This window comes from Rhizobium sp. A22-96 (genome assembly GCF_053521805.1).
In genome coordinates this window covers 49,702-73,012 of record NZ_JBNWDQ010000005.1, presented here as the reverse complement: position 1 = coordinate 73,012, position 23,311 = coordinate 49,702, and the positions used below count along the sequence as shown (strand labels likewise).

Here is a 23,311-nt window from a genome sequence, read left to right as displayed (position 1 = left end):
TTCAATTGCGATTCAGATTTGTTTATTGAATCGGTTCAAACCTACACTCAATAATTCCAGTGTCAAGCGGAATTGAACCGATACAAATTCCTGCTAAACTGCGCGGCAACGGAAATGGAGAGGCTATTGGCCAAGGGCACGATCAGGCTCGCGGATGTCGCCAAGGCGGCAGGGGTATCGCAGGGAACCGCATCGAATGTTTTCAGCCGGCCCGATGTGGTCCGCGAGGAGGTGCGCGAGCATGTGCTCGAGACCGCCAGGCAGCTCGGCTATGCCGGCCCGAGCCTGACGGGACGATTGCTGCGGGCCGGAAAGGTCAATGCCATCGGCGTCGCCGCCGCAGAACCGCTCGCCTATTTCTTCGACGATCCATGGGCGAGAGCGCTGTTGGCAGCCGTTGCCCAGGTCTGCGATGCCAGCGGCACCGGGCTAGCGCTTGTTTCGGCCAAGGATCGGCAGAAGCTCGACTGGACTATCAAGAGCGCCCTCGTCGACGGTTTCATCCTGCTCTGCGTGGAGGGCGGCGAAAAGCTGGTGCAGCTGACGCGCGAGCGGCAATTGCCCTTCATTGCCCTGGCCTTGAATGACGACGATCCCTCGGTCCCATCGGTCAGCGTCGACAATCTCGGCGGGGCTGCGGCAGCCGCCAGGCATCTGGCGGAACTGGGCCATCGGCGCTTTGCTGTGCTTGCGACGGAGTTCTCCTACGATCATGTCGGGCCGGTTGGCATTGGCGAGATCGAGCGGGCCGTCTATTCGACGTCGCGCGATCGCGCCACCGGCTATTGGCAGGCACTCGAAACCTTCGGCATTCCGCGCGAGGATGTTCCGGTCTACGAGACGGATAACCAAAAGGCGAGCGTCGAGGCCGGTCTGGAATACCTGTTTTCCGCGCCGGAGCCGCCGACCGCGATCCTCGCAATGTCCGACTATATCGCCCTGTTGACCATGAGCTGGCTGCAGGCGCGGGGGCTTTCCGTTCCAGGAGACGTCTCCATCGTCGGCTTCGATGGCGTGCCGGAAGGCGGCATGGTGGAGCCGGGCCTGACGACGATGGCGCAGCCCTTTGCCCGGATCGCAGAGCGCGCGGTAAGAGCGGTACTGGACGATGCCATACCCAGCGAACGCGAGATGATCGGCGTCGCACTCGTCGTGCGCGGCAGCACCGCACCGCCAAAGCAATAGCCTACGCGACAACGAAAACTCAGGGGATTGGCCGCCGCCGCATATCCCGCTCGCTAACCCGCCTGCTGCGCGCCCTCGACGTTTGCGGCTCGCATCTCGATGAGCTGCCGGGCGGCGGCAGCGGATGCGTCCTTGTCGCTGGCCACCTGCACGGTCGGGAAGGCAAACTGGATGCCGTTTTCGTCGAAAGCCTGCTTGATCAGGGCCAGCGAATTGCGGCGAATGACCGACAGCTCGTTGGGCTTGGCGGTGAGCGCCAGCCTGATCTCGATGGCGAAATCGCCAAATTGCTCGACGCCCTTCATCTTCAGCGTCTGGATGATGCTCGGCGCCAGTTCGGGATCTTCAAGGAGGCGCTGGCCGATATCCTTGACGATCTTCTTCAGCTTCACCAGATCGGTATCATAGGTGACCTTGACGATGATCTTGTCGATCGCCCAGTCGCGGTTCATGTTGTTGACCGCGCCGAGCGAGCCGAAAGGTATGGTCGCCAGCGGGCCGCGCTGGTGGCGCAGCTTGACCGAGCGCAGGCTGAACGATTCCACCACGCCCTTATAATGGCCGCTTTCGATGTATTCGCCGACACGGAAGGCATCATCCCAGAGATAGAAGACGCCGCTGATGACATCCTTGACGATGGTCTGCGCGCCGAAGCCGACGGCGACACCGACGACGCCGGCACCGGCGATCAAGGGTCCGATCTGCACGCCGAGCCCAGACAGCACCATCATGATGGCGATGATGCCGATCACCACCGCAAGAATATTGCGGAAGATAGGCAGCAGTGTCTGAAGCCGGGCGCGGCTCGCCTTCATCTCCTCGGAATCGCTGACAGCAGGTAGCGATTCCATCAGCTTCGCGTCGATATAGGTCTTCGCAAGTTGCCAGACCAAATCTGCAATCAACAGGATGACGATGCCGCCAAGAAGACCGCGTGCGATACGGCCGATGATCGATTCGCTGCCGCTCATCATCGCGTGGGCCTCGACCCCCAGCATCCGGCCGAGCCAGAGCGCCGCGAAAGTGATGATCAATGCCCGCACGCCGCGATCAAGAAGCACGGTCGCCACCTTGCCGGCGCCGAAGAAGCCGTCGGCCGCATCATGCAGAGCCTCGATCGCCCGAGTCGAAACCGAGAGTGCGCGTGGCAGCAGGACCGCATAGATGCCGAGCCACAGAAGACCGTCGAAACCGGCCACCCACAGGCCCCAGAGCGCCGCAAAGAAGATCGTCAGCAACCAGGAAACGGTCTTCATTCCGCGCCTTTCAGGCGCAACGGGCCTCGACCAGACAGCGGCGACTGCGATCAGGAACAGGCCGATACCAAGGGTATAGCCGATGAGATCCCGGGCACCGGCTGAAAATTCGAGCGAGGTGACGGCCTGCATGACGGCCCAACCGCAGGCGAAATAGACGGCAAACAGAGTACAGCGCCGATACCAATAGGTTGCCACGCGCCTGCGTTCAGCGATGCGGGCAGTACCGCCATCCTCGTCCAGAACATCGGTCGCGCGGCGCATGGCGGTCAGCTCCATCAGCAGCTTGCCGATCGAGATCGCCAGTCTGATGGACACCAGCGCAATGACACAGGCGATGGCGAAGCTCTCGATGGCCGGCGGCCAGTCGAAAGCGAGCAGCGGAATCAGCGTCACCAGAGCATGGATGATGGCAGGCACGACGCCGCCCAGAAACTGGAACCGCGCGGCCTGCAGCTCGGTCTCGGTGCCGGCAGCCCTTTCGGTGCGTTGCATGTGCTTGGTATTGATGAAGCGCGCGACCGCCAGCTCCGCGACCAATCCCAGGAAAAACAGGATCACAACCTGGATGATGATACGCAGGAGACCGACCGCCCGGCCCTCACGGCCAAGCTTTTCTGAGGCGGCCATCACCTCATAGGGCAAGGTCATCCCCGCGCCGGAGACTATCTCCAGATGATGCCGGGTGTGGCCGAGCATGCCTGATAGAACGGACATCTGATCGTTGTCGGCCGGTGCGGGATCACTGACGACGGTGGGCTGGGTGTTCAGCTGCGAGGTGAGCCATTGCTTCACGTCCGGTTCGTTCATCAGCTGGATGAGTTCGCGAACCTTTTCGGGTGGCGGCGCCGCCTGCTGGGTCGCCGTCGTATTTTGCGCGAGCACAGTGAGCGGCGCGGCCAGCACAAAGAAACATAAAAACAGCATCCCCATCAGCTGCCTGCCAGCCCCGACATCCTTCATACACGTCACCCTTCCCGCAATCGGACCGCCGGCCCGTTTTTGCAGACTATACGCCTTTTTCATGCGAGCAAGCAGGCACTTACGCGGGCGGCGTGATCATCGCCTGATGCCATTGCCCTGGAGGCATTGTCGCGCTAGTTTCCGCGACAATGCCGTTCGATGCTCGGGGACGCTCGTGTTCAATTTCCTGAAAAGGCTCTTCGGTAGAGGCAGACAAGCGAAGGCGCGCGCTGAAGAGGGGCCGCCGATACCCGAGGCCTCGAACATCACACCAGTGAAGATGCTCGACCTGAATATTCCGGACGAAGCCTTGCACAACGAAGCCCGCTTTGCGGCCTATCTGCAGGAGCGGCTGCCGTTTTTCGGCGACCTGATCAGGATCGACTACGATGCCGGCGCCGGCAGCCTGACGCTACACAGCCGCAACGGCGATACCATGACAAAATTCCTGAGCAACGCGTTACTGGCGCTGCGCGAAAAGCAAGGGCAGGCCCGGGCGGAGGCGTTGCTCAACTATCTCAACATGACCGAAGCCATCGCCGGCAGCGAGGAACTCGCCCAGATCCTCCCGGTGCTGAAGGCGCGCGATTTCGTCGATGTAGCGCGGCAACAGATGTTGCATGCCGTCAAGGACGAACCCGATCCGCCGCATTTCGTCTACCTCGACGAGGCGGAAGGCCTGATCAAGCTCTTCGTCGTCAATGGCGAGACTACGGTCAGCTATGTCATGTCGACGGCGCTGGATGAATGGGGCATCGACGCGCGTGAACTGGCCGAAGTGGCGCAGGGCAACCTGCAGAAATTCCTGTCCAAGACCGGATTGCAGATCGCCAAGCGCAGCCAGTTTCAATATGTCGAGGTCGACGGCCAATTCGAATCCAGCGTCGCCTTCCTGCCGAATTTCTGGGCCCAGGTGCAGGAACAGTCCGGTGGTGCCGCGCCGATCGCGGCGTTCCTGTCCCGCGACAAGGTCTTCTTCACCCATGAGAACGACATTCAGGGCCTGCAGCTTCTGGAGCTGATCAGCGCCGATCTCAGCGACGTGCCTTACGTTATTTCGCCGGATCAGTATCGCTGGGAGAATGGCCGCTGGACGCTGTTCAAGCGCGTGGCGCGGATAGAGGCCCCCATCCACCACTAGAGCACTTTAGCTTTTCTTCGAATCGCGAAAGCGCTCCATCTCTTTGCTTTTACGCATTCCCGACGGAAAACTGCTTAAACCAGCACTTCCTGATCGACGCGATCCTCTGCGCCGAAGAACTTCAAATAACGCTCGACTTCCGCTGGCTCCCCCGTCGCCTTTTGTGGATTGTCTGAGAGCTTGACAGCCGGGCGGCCATTGGCCTCGATGACCTTGCAGACGATCGAAATCGGGTTGAGCCCCTTGAGCTCGACCGGCGCACAGCCGGCGAAATCATTGGTAAGGTTCGTGCCCCAGCCGAAGCTCATGCGAACGCGGCCGTCGAAATGCTTGTAGGTATCGATGATCGCTTCGACATCGAGACCATCGGAGAAGATCAGCAGCTTTTGGCGGGGATCGCGGCCCATCTTCTTCCACCAGTCGATGATCTTTTCGCCGCCTTCGATCGGAGGGGCGCTGTCGGGTCGGAAGCCGGTCCAGTCGGCCACCCATTCCGGCGCGTTGCGCAGGAACGAGGCCGTACCGAAAGCATCGGGCAGAACGACAAGAAGATTGCCGCCATAGAGACGGTTCCAGTCGCGCAACACCTTATAGGGCGCCTTGCCGAGTTCCTCGTTGTTCTTGGCAAGCGCGGCGGCGACCATCGGAAGTTCGTGCGCGTTGGTGCCGACGGCCTCCAGATCCGAGTCCATGGCGAGCAGCACGTTGCTCGTGCCGGTGAAAGCGTGCGGCACGCCTTCCTTCAGCGCCTCGACGCACCAGCGCTGCCAGAGGAAGCTATGGCGGCGGCGGGTGCCAAAATCGGAGATGCGCAGGCCCGGCAGTTCTTTGAGGCGATCCACCTTTTCCCACATCTTCGCCTTGGCGCGGGCATAGAGCACATCGAGCGTGAAAGGACCGAGCGCCTTCAGCGCCGTGCGCGAGCGCAGCTCGTTGATGATGGCGAGCGCGGGGATTTCCCACATCGTCGTTTCTTTCCACGAGCCGTGGAAGTCGAGAATATACTGACCGTCGCGCTTCGATAGTTCGTATTCCGGCAGCTGGAAGTTCGACAACCAGGTGAGGAACTCCGGTTCGAAAATCTGGGCGCGGCCGTAGAAGCTATTGCCGGCAAGCCAGATCATCTCCTTCTTGGAGAGCCGCAGCGTACGGGCGTGATCGAGCTGTTCGCGCAACTCCTTCTCGTCGATCACCTCGGCAAGACGGACGCTCTTGGTGCGATTGATCAGCGAAAAAGTGGCATCGACATCGGGATAGAGCTTCCAGATCATCTGGAGCATCAAAAGCTTATAGAAATCCGTATCGATCAAGCTGCGGATGATCGGATCGAGCTTCCAGGTATGGTTATAGACGCGGGTGGCGATATCCGTCTTGGTCATGTCGTTCCTGCCCCGTCTCCTGCCCTGCGGACGTCATGCTTCTCACCGGCTGGCAGGCCGGCACGCATATATAGTGCCTACAGTGCCCTGTTATCAAAAAATGTTGAGCGAAAGTCCAGTCACTGAAAGAAATTTGATACCAGACTTAACGGGTCGCGTATGGTGGCAACAACCGAACAAAAAGTCCCGATTGCCGCCATCTTATGCAAGTTCAGTAACCCCGGCTGCGATCCACAAGGTGCTGCAGCGGCTCGCCACGCTCGAAGCGGGCAATCTGTTCCTCGACATGGCGCATCAGCGCCTTTTCCTCGGATACCGCGGAATCATGCGGCGTGATGATGACATTTTCGAGGTCCCAGAGCGGATCGCCCTTCGCCAAAGGCTCGACGTCGAAGACATCGAGCGAGGCACCGCCGAGGACGCCGGTGCGGATCGCCGATACGATGTCTGCCTGGACCTGGCTCTTGCCCCGCCCGGCATTGATGAAGACCGGCTTGGAAAGAGCGCCATCGCGGCGAAGCCTGGAAAAGAGTGAGGCGTTGTAGATCCCTGTGGTTTCCGGCGTCAGCGGCAGCAGGCCGACAAGAATATCGGTTTGCGCAAGAAACGCATCCAGCTCGCCGGCATCGAAGGTTTGCATGCCGTCGATCTGCTTCCTGTTGCGCGACCAGCCGATGACGTTGAAACCCATGACCTTGAGCTTGGCGGCGGCATCGCAGCCGAGAACGCCGAGACCCATGACGCCGACGGTGACATCGGCTGCTTCGGGACCTTGTTGCTGGGCCCAGGCGTGCTGGCGCTGGCTCCTGAGGTGCCCCTGAACATCGCGCAGATGCATCAGGCATTGCATGACGACCCATTCGCTCATGCGCGTCGTCAGGCTGCGGTCGACGAAACGGACCATCGGTATATCGGGCAGGCCGGCAATGGACATCATCGAATCGACGCCGGCGCCGCCGGAGAAGATGACCTTCAGATTGGGGGCCCGCTTGAAGAGGTCGGCATCGGGCTTCCACAGAAGCGCGTAGTCGACATGGCTGAGATCTTCACCCTTGCTGGAGGGGTCGGCCAGATTGATGCTGCCGCGATCGGCAAAGGCTGCTTCGAGCGCCTTGGCGACCGTCGCCGGACTGAATTTGAGATCGACGAGAACGGGGCTTTTGGCAGACATGGCGATGGTCTTCATTGCTGGATGGTCGCGGTGGGCACGGCTTCGATGTTGAAGGCGGCGGCGAGAAGCGCCTTGGTATAATCCTCTTTCGGCGCGCGGAAAATATCGGCCGAGGCGCCCTGCTCCACGACCTTGCCGAAGCGCATGACGATCAGCTCGTTGGCGAGCGCTTTGACCACCCTCAGGTCGTGGCTGATGAAGAGGTAGGCGAGATCGTGCTTTTTCTGCAGGTCGCGCAGAAGGTCGACCACCTGCGCCTGTACGCTCATGTCGAGCGCCGAAGTCGGCTCGTCGAGCATGACGAAGCGCGGCTTCAGCACCATGGCGCGGGCAATGGCGATGCGCTGACGCTGGCCACCGGAGAACTCGTGCGGGAAGCGCCAGCGGGTGGACGGATCGAGACCGACTTCCTCCAGCGCCCAGCAGACGCGCTTGTCGCGCTCATCGGCAGAAAGCGAGCGCTCGTGAACCTTGAGCCCTTCGGCGATGATCTCGCCAACCGACATGCGCGGGCTGAGCGAGCCGTAAGGGTCCTGAAAGACCACCTGCAGCTGGTTGCGCAGCGGCCGCATCTCGCGGAACGAATAGCCGGCTATATCCTTGCCAACGAAGGCGATGCGGCCTCGCGAGGAAATGAGCCGGGCGAGTGCCAGGCCGAGCGTGGTCTTGCCGGAACCGGATTCGCCGACGACACCGAGCGTCTGGCCGGCCCTGAGTTTCAGATCGATGCCGTCGACGGCCTTCACATGGTCGACGACCTTGCGCATGAAGCCGGCCTTGATGGGGAACCAGACGCGGATATCGCTGCCTTCCATGACCACGGGCTTTTCGGCGTCGCTGGCCGGCGGTTCGCCGCGCGGCTCGGCGGCGAGCAGATGGCGCGTATATTCGTGCTGTGGATTGGTGAAGACATCCTCCACCGCACCGGTCTCGACGATGTGGCCCTTGGTCATCACGCAGACGCGGTCAGCGAACTTGCGGACGATGCCGAGATCATGGGTGATGAACAGCATCGACATGCCGTGCACGCCCTTGAGATCGCGCAATAGCTCGAGGATCTGCGCCTGCACCGTCACGTCGAGCGCCGTCGTCGGCTCGTCGGCGATCAGCAATTCCGGGCGGTTGGCAAGCGCCATGGCGATCATCACGCGCTGGCGCTGGCCGCCGGATAGCTCGTGCGGATAGGCCTTGAGGCGTTTTTCCGGCTCGCGGATGCCAACCTGGTTCAAGAGTTCCAGCGTGCGACCGCGGGCGGCGTGGCCGCTCATGCCCTGATGCAGAGCCAAGATTTCGCTGATCTGCCGCTCGATCGAGTGGAGCGGATTGAGCGAGGTCATCGGCTCCTGGAAGATCATGGTGATGTCGTTGCCGCGCACGGCGCGCAGCTCGTTATCCGATGCCTTCAGCAAATCCTTGCCCTTGAACAGGATCTCGCCCGAGGGGTGGCTGGCGGAGGGATAGGGCAGCAGCTTCAGGATCGAATTGGCCGAGACGGACTTGCCTGAGCCGGATTCGCCGACCAATGCCAGTACCTCGCCCTTTCTGATATCAAAGGAGATGTTATCGACCGCGATCGAGGTTTGCCCGCCTTGATGAAAGGCGACCGACAGATTGCGGACAGAGAGCAAGGGTGTGGAATTTTCGCTCATCGGAACGTCTTCCTTGGATCGAAGGCGTCACGCACGGCCTCGCCGATGAAAATCAGCAGCGACAGCATGATCGACATGGTGAAGAAGGCCGACAGCCCGAGCCAGGGAGCCTGCAGGTTGGATTTGCCCTGGGCGATCATCTCACCCAGCGACGGCGAACCGGGTGGCATGCCAAAGCCCAGAAAATCGAGCGAAGTCAAAGTGGAGATCGAGCCTGACAGGATGAAGGGAACGAAGGTCAGCGTCGCGACCATCGCATTCGGCAGCAGGTGCCTATACATGATGGTGCGGTTGTCGACGCCGAGGGCGCGAGCAGCGCGGACATATTCGAAATTGCGTGCCCGCAGGAATTCGGCACGTACGACGCCGACCAGCCCCACCCAGGAGAACAGCAGCAATATGCCGAGAAGGATGAAGAAGCCGGGCGGCAGAACGGAAGCGATAATCAGCAGGATATAGAGCACCGGCATCGACGACCAGATCTCGATGAAGCGCTGCATCAACAGGTCTGTCCATCCGCCGAAATAGCCCTGCACGGCACCGGCACAGACGCCGACGACCGCCGAGCAGATGGTGAGCACCAGGCCGAACAGCACCGATATGCGGAAGCCGTAGATCAACCGGGCCAGCACATCGCGCGCCTGATCATCTGTGCCGAGCCAGTTGAGGTTGCTCCAGTTGCAATTGCGATCGGCAGCGCCAGCGGCATAGCCCGAGCACCGCTCTTCCTTGCTCATCGCCCAGAATGGCGGTGTCGGCGCCGACTTTCCCTGCGGGAGATTGGAATTGGCCGTCTGATAGGAATAATGGATCGGCGGCCAGATCATCCAGCCATTGGCGTTGATCTCGTCCTGAATATCCTGGGCACGGTAATCCGTCTGTGCCAGAAAGCCGCCGAACTTGTCCTCGGGATAATCGACGAAAATCGGCGTCAGAATCTCGCCCTTATAGGAGACGAGGATCGGCCGGTCGTTGGCGATGAACTCGGCGCCGAGGGTGAGGACGAACAGGATCGCGAAGATCCAGAGCGACCAGTATCCGCGACGGTTCGCTTTGAAATTCTGCCATCGGCGCACATTGGTCGGCGAGAACAGCCCCTTGCGCGGCGGCTTCACCGTGATCGGCGCCGTGGGATGATTGGCGGCGTCCATCAGACATCCCTCCGCTCGAAGTCGATGCGCGGATCGATCCAGGTGTAGATCAGGTCGGAAACGAGGCTGACCACGAGGCCGAGCAGCGAAAAGATGAAGAGCGTCGCAAACACCACCGGATAATCGCGCTGGACGACCGAGAGATAGCTGAGGCGGCCAAGGCCATCGAGCGAGAAGATGTTCTCGATCAGCAACGAGCCGGTGAAGAAGGCGGAAATGAAGGCGCCGGGAAAGCCGGCGATGACGATGAGCATGGCGTTGCGGAAGACATGACCATAGAGCACGCGCCGTTCACTCAAGCCCTTGGCGCGGGCGGTGATGACATATTGCTTCTTGATTTCCTCGATGAAGGAATTCTTGGTGAGCAGCGTCGTGGTGGCGAAGGCAGCAAGCGACAGCGAGATCAACGGCAGCACCAGATGCCAGGCGTAGTCGAGGATCTTCTGCCACCAGTTGAGATCGGCGAAATTATCCGAGACGAGGCCGCGCAACGGGAACCAATCGAAGAAGGAGCCGCCGGCAAACAGCACGATCAGCATGATACCGAAGAGGAAGCTCGGAACGGCATAGCCGATGATGATGATGCCCGAGGTCCAGACGTCAAAGGTCGATCCGTCCTGCACCGCCTTGCGGATCCCGAGCGGGATCGAGATCGCATAGGAGAAGATCAGGATCCAGATGCCGAGCGAAATCGACACCGGCAGCTTTTGCCCGATAAGGTCGAGGACCGTGGTGTTGCGGAAGAAGCTCTCGCCGAAATCGAAGCGGATATAGTTCCACATCATCTGGCCGAAGCGCTCGAGCGGCGGCTTGTCGAAACCGAACTGCTTGTCGAGCTTGGCGATCAGCTCAGGGTCGAGCCCCTGCGCACCGCGATATTTCGAGCTGCTGTCATCAAAGGCCTGCTGGGCCAGCATATCGGTGCCGCCGGACAGGCGTCCGGTGGCATTGTCGGCCTGGCCCGTCAGCTGTGCGATGACCTGCTCGACGGGGCCGCCCGGCGCGAACTGGACGATGGTGAAGGAAATCGCCATGATGCCGACGATGGTCGGGATCATCAGCAGGAGACGTCTCAGAATGTAGGCGCCCATCAGTCCGCCGCTCCCTCAAAGAAGGGTATATTCCGCTTCGTCTCAATCCATCCGTCGATCAATTCATATTCCCTTCCGCCGGATGACAACCGGCGCAGTCATTTCAGCTTGAAACTATACGAATCAGCTCGAGCATTTGGAGCCCAGCGGGCTCATCATTGCAAGAGAGGCTCACTTTCCGGCGCTTTTCGACCACCAGACATCGGGAAAGCCAATCGAATAGTAAGGCAGTTCCGGCGGATGCTCGAACTTGTCCCAATAGGCAATCTTGTTCGTCGTCCCATAAAACAGCGGGACAAGATAGTGATGGGCGAGCAGCACGCGATCGAGCGCCTTGGCGGCAGCGGTCTTTTCTTCGAGGGTCGCGGCAGAAACAAGCTTGCCGATCAATATATCGACACCCGGATCGGATATGCCGGCGTAGTTGCGAGAGCCTTGGCGGTTTGCGGAAGCCGAGCCCCAGTAATCGATCTGCTCGCTGCCGGGCGGCAGCGACGTTCCCCAGACATTCCAGGTCGCATCATAGTCGAAGCTGCGAATGCGGTTGATGTATTGCGATGAATCGACCGTCCTGAGGGTCGCATCGATGCCGATGCGGCGCAGGTTCTGTACATAAGGCAGGTTTGATCTTTCCATCGAAGGACTGCCGAGCAGGATTTCCATCTTGAAGGGTTGGCCGGTCTTTTCGTTGATCATGCGATTGCCCTTCAACACATAGCCCGCCTCCTTGAAAAGCTCGATCGCCTTGCGCAGATTGTCCCGGGCCTTCTGTTGGTCGCCGCCGACCGGATTGGCATAGGGCGTGGTGAAAACCTCGGGCGGTACCTTGTCCTTGATGCTGTTCAGGATGTTCAGCTCCTCGCCTGTGGGGAGACCCGAAGAGGCAAGGTCGGTGCCGAAAAAGAAGCTGTTGACGCGCGTCAGCTGGCCGAAGGCAAGCGCCCGGTTCATCTCCTCGAAATCATAGGCGTAGTTCAGTGCCTCACGCACACGCTGATCCTTGAATTGATCGCGCCGGAGATTGAGCACCACCGCCTGCATGATGCCGACCGAGCGCAGCGAGTTGGGCAGCTCGTCGCGCTTGACGCGGCCGTCCTTGGCGGCTGGAAAGTCATATGCGGTCACCCAATGGCTTGCTGACTGCTCCTGCCAGAAATCGGTGTTTCCGCTACGAAAGGCTTCGAATTGCACATCCTTGTCGGCGTAGTAGGTATAGGAAATCACCCCGAAATTGTTCTCGCCGACGTTAGCAGGCAAGTTCTTGCCCCAATAGTCGTCGCGCAGTTCGTATCGGATCGACGAGCCTGCTTGCAAGGCGGCGATCTTGTAGGGCCCGGAGCCCATGACCGGTTCCAGTGTCGTGCGCGATATATCGCGCGGCTTGCCATCCGGTCCGGTGCCTTCCCACCATTTTTTCGGCACGATCTGAAGCTGGCCGGCAATAAAGGGAAGCTCGCGATTGTTCTTTTCATCGAAGTAGAAGGTGACATCTCTGTCGCCGGTCTTTTCTGCCCGCGTCACATGGGAATAGACACCCGTCGCCAAGGGATTGAGCTCCTTGGTACGATCGAAGCTGAAAACGACGTCGTCGGGGGTAACGGGTGTACCGTCTGCCCATTTGGCCTCGGCCCGCAAGCGGAACGTCGCGCTCGATATATCGTCGGGATAGGCTACACCCTCGGCGAGCAAGCCATAGGAGGTCGCGATCTCGTCCTTGGACGATTGCATAAGCGTGTCGAAAACCATCGACAATCCACTTGCGGGGTTTCCCTTGAACAATACGGGATTGAGCGTGTCGAAGGTGCCTTCGGTCGACATCTTCAACTCGCCGCCTTTCGGCGCATCGGGATTGACATAATCGAAATGCTTGAAGCCGGGCTGGTATTTGAGATCGCCGAGAATGGCGGTGCCGATGCGGAATTGCGGCTCTTCAGCTTGAGAAGCTACCGGCAAGGCCAGCAGGCACATGAAAGAAACGACCAAGCCTGCTTTCAACCGCGTCAATGCCATTCATGATCTCCCGATGATTTCTAGAGAATCAGCATAAGGCAAATGAGGGCAAAAAGCAGGACGCAATTGCTCATCTCTTTGGCATTAAGCCGTATGAGGCGTCTCGAAATCAGCTTTTGCAGGCGGCTTCTTCCAGGCGCTTGCGCAGCATCAGCCGCAATTCGCTAACGACGCGCCGGTCCTCGGCAGCGTCCGGTTCGTTGGCGACGACGAGAGCGATGCGCAGCAGTTCAAGTACGATCCCCGACATCAAGCCGATATCGTCCGATATCGGCGGCTGAGCACGCCGCAAAATAGTGGCGATCAGCTCCTTAAGCTCCGCGCGGGAGCGTGCCTTGCGCTCCTTGGGAATATCGCGGCGCGCGCCGAGCACCGGGAATTCCGGAAATTCTTCGATGAATGCGCCAAGCGCATCGAAAATCGCTTCACCGCTATCGGCTGCGGAAAGGCCAGTGCTCTGCTCCGCCACTTCCCGAAGACCCGTCTTCAGCCGCTCCAGGCGATCGATATGCAGCGCCTCGGCGAGCAGGAGCTTTGTCGGAAAGAATTGATAAAGCGAGCCGATGGAGGACCGAGCCTCGGCCGCGATCTCCGTCATCGTTGCAGCGTCGTACCCCTTTCGGGCCAAGACCCTTGCAGCGGCCTCCAGCAGGATCACGACACGGTCATGGCCGCGCTGCCGCTTCGGTGTGCGCGTCTTCAATTCTTCACTTGATTTTTGTGAGGGCATCCTCATATTTTCCATTGCGAGGATATCCTCATATTTCTCTTGGAGCCCCCAATGCCACTTTACGACCCCCGGACCACCGCTCTCGTTTCCATCGACCTGCAGGGCCTGGTTCTCAGCCGCCAGCTCGCACCCTATTCCGCCCAGCAGATCGTCGACAACACTGTCGCCATCGCAAACAAGCTGAAGGCCGATGGCGGAACGACCGTCTTTGTCACGGTTGGATTTTCCCCGGACTATGCCGACGCTGTCAACCAGCCGACTGACGAAACCTTCACGCTTCCCCCCGGTGGCTTGCCGGCAGCTGCCCTCGCGCAGCCTGCCGAGATTGCCGCGCTGACGCCCGATGTCGCCGTCATCAAGCGCCAGTGGAGCGCGTTCTACGGCACCGAACTCGATCTGCAGCTTCGCCGCCGCGGCATCAAGACACTGATCCTGACCGGCGTCGCCACCAATTTCGGTGTCGAATCGACAGTGCGTGATGCCTATGCGGCAAACTATGCCGTCATCGTCGCCGAGGACGCCGTGACGACATTCTCGCAGGACATGCAGGATTTCTCCTGCACGAAGGTGTTGCCGCGACTGTCGCGCATTCGCAAGACGGCGGAAATTTTGGCGAACTGATCCGTCCGCATTGACGGCCAGAACGGGCAAGCAGGTGGCCGTTGATCGGCCACCTGTGATTGTCGCGGATTAACTTGGACCATTTTTCAGGATAGTCTTGCCGCAAATCACTTCGGCCCGTTCCGACCGCCTTTCAAGGATATGCATGGTTTCCCCACTGGTTCGCACCTTCCAGACTATCGGCAAATTCTCCCTCGCCGCCGCGCTCGGCATGGGCCTCATCGCCGGCGATGCGTTGGCGCAGCAGACGGCCCCCTCGCCCGGCAGCGCCAAGGCGATCTTCGGCGGCGTCACCCTTCCGACGCAGGGGCCATCGCAGTCGATCGGCTTCTATGCCAAGGGTTGCCTTGCCGGCGCGGTCGCACTGCCTGCCGATGGTCCGACATGGCAGGCCATGCGCCTTTCGCGCAACCGCCGCTGGGGCAGGCCCGAGCTCATCGGCCTGCTCGAACGCCTGTCGCGCGATGCCGCGAAGAATGACGGTTGGCCGGGCCTGCTCGTCGGCGACATCTCGCAGCCCCGCGGTGGCCCGATGTTCAACGGTCATGCCTCGCACCAGATCGGCCTCGATGCCGATATCTGGCTGACGCCGATGCCTCAACGCAAGCTATCGGCTGCTGATCGCGAAGCCCTGCCCTTCACCTCGATGCTCGCCAAGGACAAATTCCTGACAATCAACGACAGGGTCTGGACGCCGGCGCATGCCCGCCTGCTGATGCGCGCGGCAAGCTATCCCGAGGTCGAACGCATCTTCGTCAATCCGGCCATCAAGAAGAAGATGTGCGACAGCTGGACGGGTGACCGCAGCAATCTCGGCAAGCTGCGCCCGGAATATGGGCACGACTCGCATTTCCACATCCGCCTACGCTGCCCCCCGGGCTCCGTCGGCTGCACGGGACAAGCGCCGGTTGCCGCCGGCGACGGCTGCGACAAGACGCTTGCCTGGTGGCTCGGGCCGGAACCCTGGGTAAAGCCGAAGCCGAAACCGAGTGACAAGCCGCCGGTAAAGCCGCGGGAGGTCATGGTTTCCGATCTTCCTAGGGCTTGCGAGGCCGTGCTGGCCGCGCCGCCCGTCGCCTCCGTGCGCGCCGCTACCTATGGCGCCAAAGGTGCCGGCGCGGCTGCCGAAACGGATATGATGCCCGCCTCCGGCAACACGCCGCCCGGCCAGATTCCACAGCAGTGAGGCAGGGGCAGTCCTTGCCCGAGCGGTCTTTCAAAGCTCATCCTCTTAGTATAGAAGGCGGATAAATCGATTGAAAGCACTGGGCGGAGCAAGGACTTCATGGCCGGCAGCAAATGCATCGCGCTGATCGCGCACGATCAGAAAAAAGATGCGATGGCAGAATTTGCACGGCGCAATCAGGCAGCCCTTGCCGATTGGAACATCGTCGCAACCGGCACGACCGGTGGCCGCGTGCTCGACGCCTGTCCCACTCTCAAGGTCACCCGCCTGAAAAGCGGTCCGCTCGGCGGCGACCAGCAGATCGGTGCGCTGATCGCCACTGGCGAGATCGACATGCTCGTCTTCTTCATCGATCCCCTTACGCCCCTGCCGCACGATGTCGACGTGAAGGCATTGACGCGGCTTGCCGTTGTCTACGACATTCCCATGGCGCTCAACGAATCCACCGCCGAGCGGCTGATCAAAACACTGAATCATTAATCCGCCTTGCCGGCGGCAGACCACGGACCTGGCCATGCCCGAGCTCAATCACAGCGATGCCCCACTGCCTTTTCCCATCCTGATCGGCGATATCGGCGGGACGAATGCGCGTTTCTCGATCCTTGTCGACGCCGAAGCCGAACAGGAACATTTTCCGGTCGTGCAGACGGCGAATTTCGCGACGATCGACGATGCGATCAAGCAGACCCTCGAAAAGAGCAGGGTGCAGCCGCGCGCCGCGATCCTTGCGATGGCAGGCCCGGTGCAGGGCGACGAGATTCCGCTCACCAATTGTGATTGGGTGATCCGCCCGAAGACGATGATCGCCAATCTCGGCATCGAGGATGTGCTTGTCATCAACGATTTCGAGGCGCAGGCGCTGGCAATCTCCGACGTTGCCGACGAGCACCGCGAAACCATCGGCAAGGCCTCGGAAAACAAGAGCGCCTCGCGCGCCGTGCTCGGACCGGGCACCGGGCTTGGCGTTGCAGGCCTTGTCCATACCCAGCATCAGTGGATACCCGTGCCGGGTGAAGGCGGCCATATCGATCTTGGACCGCGCACAAAGCGCGACCTGCAGATCTGGCCGCACCTGGAAACCATCGAGGGCCGCATCTCGGCCGAGCAGATCATCTGCGGCCGCGGGCTGCAGAACCTCTATCACGCCGTTTGCGCGGCCGATGGCATCGAACCGAGCCTGAAAGAGCCGGCCGATATCACCAACCATGCGCTTGCCGGCACCAATACACAGGCCGAGGAAACGCTGACGCTCTTCGTCACCTATCTCGGCCGCGTTGCCGGCGATATCGCGATGATCTTCATGGCGCGCGGCGGCGTCTATCTCTCGGGCGGCATCCCGCAGAAGATCCTGCCGGCGCTGCAGAAGCCGGAATTCCGCGCAGCCTTCGAAGACAAGGCGCCGCATACCGAAATGATGAAGACGATCCCGACCTATGTCGTCGTCAATCCGTTGGCAGCGCTTTCCGGCCTTGCCGCCTATGCCCGCAAGCCGTCGAGCTTCGGACTTGCGACCGACGGCCGCCGCTGGCGTCGTTGAGCGCTTTCTACAACGGATGGCGCGCCGAAACTTCCGGCACGCCATGCCTTTTTGAAGCAGCGGCCTTCCTCTATAATGGGGTCGGCTTCAGGGCCGGCCTTAACCAGTGTGGCGGCCGTCCCTAGCCAAAGCCGTCCTAACTCTTTATAGAGCCGCGAAAGCATATGCCACATTCGGCTCGCTTGGTTTGAGACAGGAAGCCGATTTTTGAAATCGCCCGATACAAAAAAAACAAACGTCGACAGCGAAGCTATCTCCGGCATGCTGAAGCGCATCATCGGTGAAAACGGCCGTGATCATATCTGGGGCTATACTGTCGCCATTGCCTGCCTGATCCTCGTAGCGGCCTCGACGGCTTATATCGCCTACATCATGAAATGGGTCATCGATAAGGCCTTTGTCGATCGCGATCTCATCGATGCCTGGCTGATTTGCGGAAGCATCTTCGTTGTTTTCGTGGCGCGCGGTTTCGCCGGGTATTTTCAATCGGTCATTCTGAGCAAAATCGGCAACAACATCATCGCCCGCTATCAACGACGGCTCTACAATCACCTGATGTCCCTGTCGGTCGGCTTCTTCAACGAGGCCCGCTCGGCGCAGCTTGCGGCCCAGGTCAGCCAGAACGTCTCCGGCATTCGCGACGTCATGAACCTGACGATCACCTCGACGGCGCGCGACCTCCTGACCTTCGTGTCCCTGCTCGGCGTGATGATCTTCCAGGACCCGGTGCTGAGCATCGTATTCCTGGTCATCGCGCCACCGCTCTTCCTTGCACTTCGCTATATTTCCAAGCGCCTGCGCGCCGCGACACGCGAAGCTGTTGTTCTCAACAGCCACGTGCTCGGCGCGATGCAGGAGACCATCCAGGGCATTTCCATCGTGAAAGCATTCACGATGGAAAACGAGCTGGAGCGCAAGATCAACAAGCTCATCACGGCAGCCGAACACCGGCAGAACCGCATCGCCCGCCTCTCGGAGCGCAACGGACCGCTGATGGAAAGCGTCGCCGGCCTCGTGATTGCCAGCCTTTTTGCCTATGCAGCCTACCGATCGATTTACGACAACGTGTCGCCCGGCGTGTTCTTCTCCTTCGCCACGTCGCTGTTGCTCGCCTATGATCCGGCCCGCCGTCTCGCCAAGCTGCAGGTGCAGCTGGAACGCGCTGTCGTCAACGCGCGGATGATCTACGAACTGCTCGACATGGAACCGCGCCAGCGCGACCTGCCGGATGCGAAGCCGCTCGTCGTCACTGAAGCCCGCATCGAATTCCGCGGTGTCCATTTTGCCTATGGCGACGACACCGTACTGGACGATGTCAGCTTCGTGGCGGAAGGCGGAAAGACGACGGCGCTCGTCGGCCCTTCCGGCGCCGGTAAGTCCACGGTCATCAATCTCATCCCCCGCTTCTACGACCCGAAGGCCGGCAGCATCCTCATTGATGGGCAGGATATCAGCCACATCACCAAGCAGTCGCTGCGCCAGCATCTCGCCTATGTCTCGCAGCAGCCCTATCTTTTCGAAGGCTCGATCCGCGACAATATCCGCTATGGCCGCCCCGAGGCGACCGACGCGGAGATCGAAGCGGCAGCCCGGCACGCCTACGCCCATGATTTCATCATGGCGCAGCCGCAGGGTTACGACACGCCGGTCGGCGAAAATGGCGTGACGCTCTCCGGTGGCCAGCGGCAGCGTCTGTCGATCGCCCGCGCGCTGGTGCGCAATGCGCCGATCCTCCTGCTCGACGAAGCGACCTCAGCGCTCGATACGGAATCGGAAGCGGCCGTGCAGAAGGCGCTGGACGAAGCCATGAGCGGCCGCACGGTCGTCGTTATCGCCCACCGCCTGTCGACGGTGGTCCGGGCCGAGAAGATCATCGTCATGCAGAACGGACGCGTGGTCGAAGAGGGCAACCACGAGACGCTTGCAGAGGCCGATAATGGTCTTTACGCTCGCCTCAACAACCTTCAGCGGCCGGCCGTTTCCAGCAACTCCCGCAAATAAGACGATAGAGACGACATGAGCGACAATGCGATGAAGCTGGTGGTGGTTGGCGCGGCGGGCCGCATGGGACAGGCTCTGATCCGCCTCATCCATGCCACCGATGGCCTGACGCTGCACGCCGCCGTCGCCCGCCCTGGCTCCGCCTTCATCGGCAAGGACGCCGGCGAGACCGCCGGGCTGGGGCCGATCGGCGTCCCCATGACCGACGATCCGCTTTCCGCCTTCCTGCATGCCGAAGGCGTCATCGATTTCACGACGCCGGCAACCAGTGTGACCTTTGCCGGGCTTGCCGCTCAGGCTCGCATCGTCCACATCATCGGCACGACGGGCTGCTCGGCCGAGGACGAAGCGAAGTTTCAGGCCGCCGCACGCCATGCCCGCATCGTCAAATCGGGCAATATGGGCCTCGGCATCAACCTTTTGAGTGTGCTGATCGAGCAGGCGGCACGCGCCCTTCCCTCGGCAGACTGGGATATCGAAGTGCTGGAGATGCATCATCGGCACAAGGTCGATGCGCCCTCGGGCACTGCACTTCTGCTCGGCCAGGCCGCAGCCAAGGGCCGTGGCATCGATCTCGACGACCATTCCGTGCGCGTGCGCGATGGCCACACCGGCCCGCGGCCCGCTGGCACCATCGGCTTTGCGACCTTGCGCGGCGGCAGCGTGGTCGGCGATCACTCCGTCATCTTCGCCGGTGAAGGCGAGCGCCTGACGCTGTCGCACAGTGCCGGCGACCGTTCGCTGTTTGCGCGCGGCGCGCTGCAAGCCGCTCTCTGGGCGCGCGACAAGAAACCCGGCTTCTATTCCATGCTCGATGTCCTCGGGCTTTCCAAACGTTGACCTGACCCCTGGAGCGGATCGGCACGGAACTGCCGATCCGCTCCAGCCTTTTATTGTCTCGCAATTCCGGACGGAAAACCGCTACAGACTTTTCCTGGAATTGCTTCATTAAGGAGAAATTTTATGAGCGGTACTCTCGTCCTCGTTCGTCATGGCCAGAGCGACTGGAATTTGAAGAATCTCTTTACCGGCTGGAAAGACCCCGATCTGACCGCGCTCGGCATCGAGGAAGCCAAGACGGGCGGCAAGGCGCTGGCCGATTACGGCATCAAGTACGACGTCGCCTTCACCTCGGATCTCACCCGCGCCCAGCACACGCTGAAGATCATCCTCGATGAAATCGGCCAGGCCGGTCTCGAGACCATCAAGGACCAGGCGCTAAACGAACGCGACTACGGCGATCTCTCGGGCCTCAACAAGGACGATGCCCGCGCCAAGTGGGGCGAAGAGCAGGTTCACATCTGGCGCCGGTCCTACGACGTGCCCCCGCCCGGCGGCGAAAGCCTGCGCGACACCGGCGCCCGTGTATGGCCCTATTACCTGACGGAAATCCTGCCGCGCGTGCTCGCCGGCCAGAACGTGCTGGTTGCTGCCCACGGCAATTCGCTGCGCTCGCTCGTCATGGTTCTCGATCGCCTGAGCAAGGCACAGATCCTTGAGCTCAACCTCGCGACCGGCGTACCGATGGTCTACAAGCTCAAGGCCGACTCCACCGTCGCCTCGAAGGAAGTCCTCGGCGACATGTCGGGCGCTCATTGAGTTCCTGAAAGAAGCGCCACCCCTCACACGCTGAATGGTTGAGGGGTGGAAAATGCAGCGAAATGTGTTACACTGCACTGCATATGTAACACATAGGCTTGATATGACGGACGCTACATTTACGTTTCGGGTTGAAGAAGACTTGAAGTCCGCCTTCAGCGAGGCTGCAAAAGCACATGATCAAACCGGGGCGCAATTGCTTCGAGGCTTCATGCGCGACTATGTGAAACGGCAGCAAGATGCAGCTGACTATGACGCATGGTTTCGCCAGCAGGTTCAGGCTGGTCTCGTTTCCGCCAATGCAGGCAATCTCATCCCCGCCGATGACGTCGAAGCCGAATTCGCTGCCTTGCGAGAAGAAACACGCCGCAAGCTCAGCGGCAAATCTTCGTGAAGCTTGCTTGGACGCCCGAAGCAAGAGCCGACCGACGCGCAATCTTTAGCTATATCGAGGCGGAGAATGCCTCAGCGGCAATCGCGCTTGATGAACTCTTTGCCAAACGGTCAACGCAGCTTATTACACATCCGATGACGGGCCGACCCGGCCGCGTATCCGGGACCCGAGAACTCGTCGTGCATAGAAACTATCTGCTGGTTTACGATCTTGCGGATGAGACAGTGCGAATAATCCGCATTCTTCATGCCGCACAGCAATGGCCGCCGAACGACGTTCAGCCGCTTTCCTAGCCTGAATTCAATCTCAATTCTCGATCGTGAAGCGTACCCTGTCGGCGGCGAAGCGGGAGATCGAATATTGCACCGGCAAATTGTCGAGATCGGTGTTCAGTGCCTGGGTGATCAGCACGATGGCCCCTGGCGATAGCTGGAGATCGGCGAGATCGTTCTCGTCGGCATGCGTTGCGGTAATTTCGGTCACCATTCGCACGTAGTCAGGCACGCCGAACTCGCGAAAAGCCTTGGTGATCGACCCGGTCGCCCGATAGGTCTCGGCGATCCCGCCGAAGCGGTCGGCCGGAAACCAGCTGGTGGCGCGCGATACCGGGCGATGATCGGCCTGGCCGAGCGTTTCCAGCCGCACGAGCGGCGCGCCGGTCTTGATCCTGAGGTGCCGGGCCAATTCCGCGCTTGCCGCCTCTTCGCCGTCGCCGAGCAGAACGCTGCGGGTCTCGCGCACCTGGTCGCCGATGCCTTGCGAAAACCGCGTCCGCTTCGAAATCGGGAAGCTCAGCCGTTCCTTGCGTTCGATCAGCGTTCCCCGCCCCTGCACGGCCCTGACGATACCCTCCTGCGCCAGTGCTGCGAGCGCGCTTCGGATGGTGTGCCGATTGACGCCGAACTGCAGCGCCAGCGTCGTTTCCGGCGGCACCATGCCGCTTTCGTCAAAGTCGCCGTGGTTGATCGAGGTGCGAATCCGGTCGGCGATCTGCCGCCAGAGCGCCACGCCTGTTTGCCGCTGTATCTTCTGCCCTGCCATTTCGCCCACTCGCCCTGTCACACGCTTGTCACGACTCACTAATAGATATAATCCTATCTTGTATGGTTGTCTATATCAATAGACATTTAAAGGAAGATGCGATGAATTCAGCACAGAGGCAGGAAGCGGCCGCGCAGGAGCGCCGGGAGCGCAAGCGCGTTGCCGATCTCTTGGCGCAGGCCCAGCGCGACGAGCTCGATGCGGCCTGGGAAGCGTTGCCGAGCAAGCCGGCGGTGCAGCCGGTGCGCGGCCCGGAAACCGGGCTTGTCATGGTGCGCGGTCGCATCGGCGGCGGCGGCTCTCCCTTCAACCTCGGCGAGGTCACGGTGACGCGCGCCACCATCCGGCTGGCGTCCGGCACGATCGGCCACGCGCATGCGCTCGGAACGGATCGCGAGAAGGCACGGCTTTCGGCCATCTTCGATGCCCTCTGGCAGCAATCGGCCACCAAGGAGTTCGTCGAGAAGGCGATCCTGCAGCCGGTCACCGAACGCATCGCAGACTATGATCGCAAACGCGCCGAAGAAACGGCCGCCACCCGCGTCGATTTCTTCACCATGGTTCGCGGAGAAGACTGATGAGCATCACCACCCCCTCCACCTTCGGCAATGATGCATTGATCGGCGGCTTTACCGATCCGGTGTTCGACGCCCAAAGCGTCTTCAAGATGATGATGGACGCGATGGCGCGCCCGGGCATCCTGCAGACGGTTACCGCCGACATCACCCCGCCCGCGCCCCTCGGCATTGCTGCGGGCGCGATCGGGCTCACCCTTTGCGACCATGATACGCCGGTCTGGCTTTCCACCAGCCTTGGACGGTCGAGCCTGCCGGAATGGCTGAGCTTTCACACCGGCGCCCCCATCATCCAGGAACGACTGGAAGCGATGTTCGCCTTCATCGAGGCAGGCATGGCGCTTTCCTCCTTCAACCAGTTCGGCATCGGCACCCAGGAATATCCCGATCGCTCGACGACGCTCGTCCTGGAGATCCAAAGTCTCGAAGGCGGCAAGGAACTGGCGCTTTCCGGTCCCGGCATCAACGGCGTCAGCATGATCGCCCCGATCGGATTGCCTGATGCATTCCTGCGCATCTGGAACGACAATCGCGCGCTCTTCCCGCGCGGCGTCGATCTCATCCTGACCGCCGGCCGGCAATTCCTTTGCCTGCCGCGCACCACCAAGATCACCGCGACGGAGTTGTGACA

Annotated in this window: 22 protein-coding genes; 13 read left to right on the top strand and 9 right to left on the bottom strand. The window is 60.8% G+C overall.

The window, feature by feature from the left end:
• The first annotated feature begins 114 nt into the window (after nt 1-114).
• Nucleotides 115-1,185, top strand: a complete 1,071-nt coding sequence (locus ACQZ6F_RS21810) for a LacI family DNA-binding transcriptional regulator (RefSeq protein ID WP_449096028.1) — start codon at nt 115-117, stop codon at nt 1,183-1,185.
• Between the two features lie 53 nt (nt 1,186-1,238).
• On the opposite strand, the gene ACQZ6F_RS21805 is transcribed toward ACQZ6F_RS21810, so the two are convergent.
• The gene (locus tag ACQZ6F_RS21805; RefSeq protein WP_449096029.1) at nt 1,239-3,404 is read right to left on the bottom strand and encodes a mechanosensitive ion channel family protein; all 2,166 of its coding nucleotides are present in this window, start codon (nt 3,402-3,404) and stop codon (nt 1,239-1,241) included.
• 175 nt (nt 3,405-3,579) lie between these two features.
• Here ACQZ6F_RS21805 and ACQZ6F_RS21800 point away from each other — a divergent pair, with 175 nt between their 5' ends.
• Nucleotides 3,580-4,545 carry a hypothetical protein gene (locus ACQZ6F_RS21800; RefSeq protein WP_449096030.1) on the top strand — a complete coding sequence of 322 codons (966 nt, stop codon included), beginning with the start codon at nt 3,580-3,582 and terminating at the stop codon, nt 4,543-4,545.
• A 74-nt stretch (nt 4,546-4,619) separates the two neighbouring features.
• Here the strand turns inward: ACQZ6F_RS21800 and pncB are convergent, their stop codons facing one another.
• From pncB to ACQZ6F_RS21765, 7 genes are all read right to left on the bottom strand, one after another.
• Nucleotides 4,620-5,924: a nicotinate phosphoribosyltransferase gene (gene pncB, locus ACQZ6F_RS21795; protein WP_449096031.1), complete on the bottom strand. Its 1,305-nt coding sequence runs from the start codon at nt 5,922-5,924 to the stop codon at nt 4,620-4,622.
• 211 nt (nt 5,925-6,135) lie between these two features.
• The gene (locus ACQZ6F_RS21790) at nt 6,136-7,095 is read right to left on the bottom strand and encodes a 2-hydroxyacid dehydrogenase (protein WP_449096032.1); all 960 of its coding nucleotides are present in this window, start codon (nt 7,093-7,095) and stop codon (nt 6,136-6,138) included.
• An 11-nt stretch (nt 7,096-7,106) separates the two neighbouring features.
• Nucleotides 7,107-8,744 carry an ABC transporter ATP-binding protein gene (locus ACQZ6F_RS21785; RefSeq protein ID WP_449096033.1) on the bottom strand — a complete coding sequence of 546 codons (1,638 nt, stop codon included), beginning with the start codon at nt 8,742-8,744 and terminating at the stop codon, nt 7,107-7,109.
• Nucleotides 8,741-9,895 (bottom strand): ABC transporter permease, encoded by a 1,155-nt coding sequence (locus tag ACQZ6F_RS21780; protein WP_449096034.1) that lies wholly within the window; start codon nt 9,893-9,895, stop codon nt 8,741-8,743. The genes ACQZ6F_RS21785 and ACQZ6F_RS21780 overlap by 4 nt, the downstream gene beginning before the upstream one ends.
• Nucleotides 9,895-10,986: a microcin C ABC transporter permease YejB gene (locus tag ACQZ6F_RS21775; protein ID WP_449096035.1), complete on the bottom strand. Its 1,092-nt coding sequence runs from the start codon at nt 10,984-10,986 to the stop codon at nt 9,895-9,897. The genes ACQZ6F_RS21780 and ACQZ6F_RS21775 overlap by 1 nt, the downstream gene beginning before the upstream one ends.
• A 171-nt stretch (nt 10,987-11,157) precedes the next feature.
• Nucleotides 11,158-12,996 (bottom strand): extracellular solute-binding protein, encoded by a 1,839-nt coding sequence (locus tag ACQZ6F_RS21770; RefSeq protein ID WP_449096036.1) that lies wholly within the window; start codon nt 12,994-12,996, stop codon nt 11,158-11,160.
• A gap of 109 nt (nt 12,997-13,105) precedes the next feature.
• The gene (locus ACQZ6F_RS21765; protein ID WP_205910594.1) at nt 13,106-13,741 is read right to left on the bottom strand and encodes a TetR/AcrR family transcriptional regulator; all 636 of its coding nucleotides are present in this window, start codon (nt 13,739-13,741) and stop codon (nt 13,106-13,108) included.
• A 36-nt stretch (nt 13,742-13,777) separates the two neighbouring features.
• Between ACQZ6F_RS21765 and ACQZ6F_RS21760 the strand changes: the two genes are divergently transcribed.
• From ACQZ6F_RS21760 to ACQZ6F_RS21720, 9 genes are all read left to right on the top strand, one after another.
• On the top strand, nt 13,778-14,347 hold the full coding sequence (locus tag ACQZ6F_RS21760; RefSeq protein ID WP_449096037.1) for a hydrolase: 570 nt from the start codon (nt 13,778-13,780) through the stop codon (nt 14,345-14,347).
• 145 nt (nt 14,348-14,492) lie between these two features.
• Complete coding sequence (mepA, locus tag ACQZ6F_RS21755; protein WP_449096038.1) at nt 14,493-15,533, top strand: penicillin-insensitive murein endopeptidase; 1,041 nt, start codon at nt 14,493-14,495, stop codon at nt 15,531-15,533.
• A 99-nt stretch (nt 15,534-15,632) separates the two neighbouring features.
• Nucleotides 15,633-16,013, top strand: coding sequence for a methylglyoxal synthase (locus ACQZ6F_RS21750; protein ID WP_449096039.1), 381 nt, complete (start codon nt 15,633-15,635; stop codon nt 16,011-16,013).
• A gap of 34 nt (nt 16,014-16,047) precedes the next feature.
• Complete coding sequence (locus tag ACQZ6F_RS21745) at nt 16,048-17,070, top strand: glucokinase (RefSeq protein WP_068400998.1); 1,023 nt, start codon at nt 16,048-16,050, stop codon at nt 17,068-17,070.
• Nucleotides 17,071-17,331: 261 nt separating this feature from the next.
• Nucleotides 17,332-19,071 carry an ABC transporter ATP-binding protein gene (locus ACQZ6F_RS21740; RefSeq protein ID WP_449096076.1) on the top strand — a complete coding sequence of 580 codons (1,740 nt, stop codon included), beginning with the start codon at nt 17,332-17,334 and terminating at the stop codon, nt 19,069-19,071.
• Between the two features lie 15 nt (nt 19,072-19,086).
• Nucleotides 19,087-19,911 (top strand): 4-hydroxy-tetrahydrodipicolinate reductase, encoded by an 825-nt coding sequence (dapB, locus tag ACQZ6F_RS21735; RefSeq protein WP_449096040.1) that lies wholly within the window; start codon nt 19,087-19,089, stop codon nt 19,909-19,911.
• Nucleotides 19,912-20,034: 123 nt separating this feature from the next.
• Nucleotides 20,035-20,670, top strand: a complete 636-nt coding sequence (locus ACQZ6F_RS21730; RefSeq protein WP_068401007.1) for a 2,3-bisphosphoglycerate-dependent phosphoglycerate mutase — start codon at nt 20,035-20,037, stop codon at nt 20,668-20,670.
• A 52-nt stretch (nt 20,671-20,722) separates the two neighbouring features.
• Nucleotides 20,723-21,064: a CopG family ribbon-helix-helix protein gene (locus tag ACQZ6F_RS21725; protein ID WP_449096041.1), complete on the top strand. Its 342-nt coding sequence runs from the start codon at nt 20,723-20,725 to the stop codon at nt 21,062-21,064.
• Complete coding sequence (locus ACQZ6F_RS21720) at nt 21,061-21,357, top strand: type II toxin-antitoxin system RelE/ParE family toxin (RefSeq protein ID WP_077468337.1); 297 nt, start codon at nt 21,061-21,063, stop codon at nt 21,355-21,357. Before ACQZ6F_RS21725 ends, ACQZ6F_RS21720 begins: the two co-directional genes overlap by 4 nt.
• A gap of 13 nt (nt 21,358-21,370) precedes the next feature.
• Here the strand turns inward: ACQZ6F_RS21720 and phnF are convergent, their stop codons facing one another.
• A complete protein-coding gene (gene phnF, locus ACQZ6F_RS21715) occupies nt 21,371-22,105 on the bottom strand; it encodes a phosphonate metabolism transcriptional regulator PhnF (RefSeq protein ID WP_449096042.1) in 735 nt (244 codons plus the stop codon).
• Nucleotides 22,106-22,206: 101 nt separating this feature from the next.
• Between phnF and phnG the strand changes: the two genes are divergently transcribed.
• Both phnG and phnH read left to right on the top strand, forming a co-directional pair.
• A complete protein-coding gene (gene phnG, locus ACQZ6F_RS21710) occupies nt 22,207-22,683 on the top strand; it encodes a phosphonate C-P lyase system protein PhnG (RefSeq protein ID WP_037200348.1) in 477 nt (158 codons plus the stop codon).
• Nucleotides 22,683-23,309, top strand: a complete 627-nt coding sequence (gene phnH, locus ACQZ6F_RS21705) for a phosphonate C-P lyase system protein PhnH (protein ID WP_449096043.1) — start codon at nt 22,683-22,685, stop codon at nt 23,307-23,309. The genes phnG and phnH overlap by 1 nt, the downstream gene beginning before the upstream one ends.
• Nucleotides 23,310-23,311 lie beyond the last annotated feature (2 nt).

What these genes read in the sequence shown, in the direction of transcription:
- ACQZ6F_RS21730 (WP_068401007.1), top strand. Translation starts at nt 20,035, where the DNA reads ATGAGCGGTACTCTCGTCCTCGTTCGTCATGGCCAGAGCGACTGGAAT.
- ACQZ6F_RS21775 (WP_449096035.1), bottom strand. Translation starts at nt 10,986, where the DNA reads ATGGGCGCCTACATTCTGAGACGTCTCCTGCTGATGATCCCGACCATC.
- ACQZ6F_RS21725 (WP_449096041.1), top strand. Translation starts at nt 20,723, where the DNA reads ATGCAGCGAAATGTGTTACACTGCACTGCATATGTAACACATAGGCTT.
- ACQZ6F_RS21785 (WP_449096033.1), bottom strand. Translation starts at nt 8,744, where the DNA reads ATGAGCGAAAATTCCACACCCTTGCTCTCTGTCCGCAATCTGTCGGTC.
- phnF (WP_449096042.1), bottom strand. Translation starts at nt 22,105, where the DNA reads ATGGCAGGGCAGAAGATACAGCGGCAAACAGGCGTGGCGCTCTGGCGG.
- phnH (WP_449096043.1), top strand. Translation starts at nt 22,683, where the DNA reads ATGAGCATCACCACCCCCTCCACCTTCGGCAATGATGCATTGATCGGC.
- ACQZ6F_RS21765 (WP_205910594.1), bottom strand. Translation starts at nt 13,741, where the DNA reads ATGGAAAATATGAGGATGCCCTCACAAAAATCAAGTGAAGAATTGAAG.
- ACQZ6F_RS21770 (WP_449096036.1), bottom strand. Translation starts at nt 12,996, where the DNA reads ATGGCATTGACGCGGTTGAAAGCAGGCTTGGTCGTTTCTTTCATGTGC.
- dapB (WP_449096040.1), top strand. Translation starts at nt 19,087, where the DNA reads ATGAGCGACAATGCGATGAAGCTGGTGGTGGTTGGCGCGGCGGGCCGC.
- ACQZ6F_RS21790 (WP_449096032.1), bottom strand. Translation starts at nt 7,095, where the DNA reads ATGTCTGCCAAAAGCCCCGTTCTCGTCGATCTCAAATTCAGTCCGGCG.
- ACQZ6F_RS21760 (WP_449096037.1), top strand. Translation starts at nt 13,778, where the DNA reads ATGCCACTTTACGACCCCCGGACCACCGCTCTCGTTTCCATCGACCTG.
- ACQZ6F_RS21750 (WP_449096039.1), top strand. Translation starts at nt 15,633, where the DNA reads ATGGCCGGCAGCAAATGCATCGCGCTGATCGCGCACGATCAGAAAAAA.
- ACQZ6F_RS21740 (WP_449096076.1), top strand. Translation starts at nt 17,332, where the DNA reads ATGCTGAAGCGCATCATCGGTGAAAACGGCCGTGATCATATCTGGGGC.
- ACQZ6F_RS21805 (WP_449096029.1), bottom strand. Translation starts at nt 3,404, where the DNA reads ATGAAGGATGTCGGGGCTGGCAGGCAGCTGATGGGGATGCTGTTTTTA.
- pncB (WP_449096031.1), bottom strand. Translation starts at nt 5,924, where the DNA reads ATGACCAAGACGGATATCGCCACCCGCGTCTATAACCATACCTGGAAG.
- phnG (WP_037200348.1), top strand. Translation starts at nt 22,207, where the DNA reads ATGAATTCAGCACAGAGGCAGGAAGCGGCCGCGCAGGAGCGCCGGGAG.
- ACQZ6F_RS21780 (WP_449096034.1), bottom strand. Translation starts at nt 9,895, where the DNA reads ATGGACGCCGCCAATCATCCCACGGCGCCGATCACGGTGAAGCCGCCG.
- mepA (WP_449096038.1), top strand. Translation starts at nt 14,493, where the DNA reads ATGGTTTCCCCACTGGTTCGCACCTTCCAGACTATCGGCAAATTCTCC.
- ACQZ6F_RS21745 (WP_068400998.1), top strand. Translation starts at nt 16,048, where the DNA reads ATGCCCGAGCTCAATCACAGCGATGCCCCACTGCCTTTTCCCATCCTG.
- ACQZ6F_RS21810 (WP_449096028.1), top strand. Translation starts at nt 115, where the DNA reads ATGGAGAGGCTATTGGCCAAGGGCACGATCAGGCTCGCGGATGTCGCC.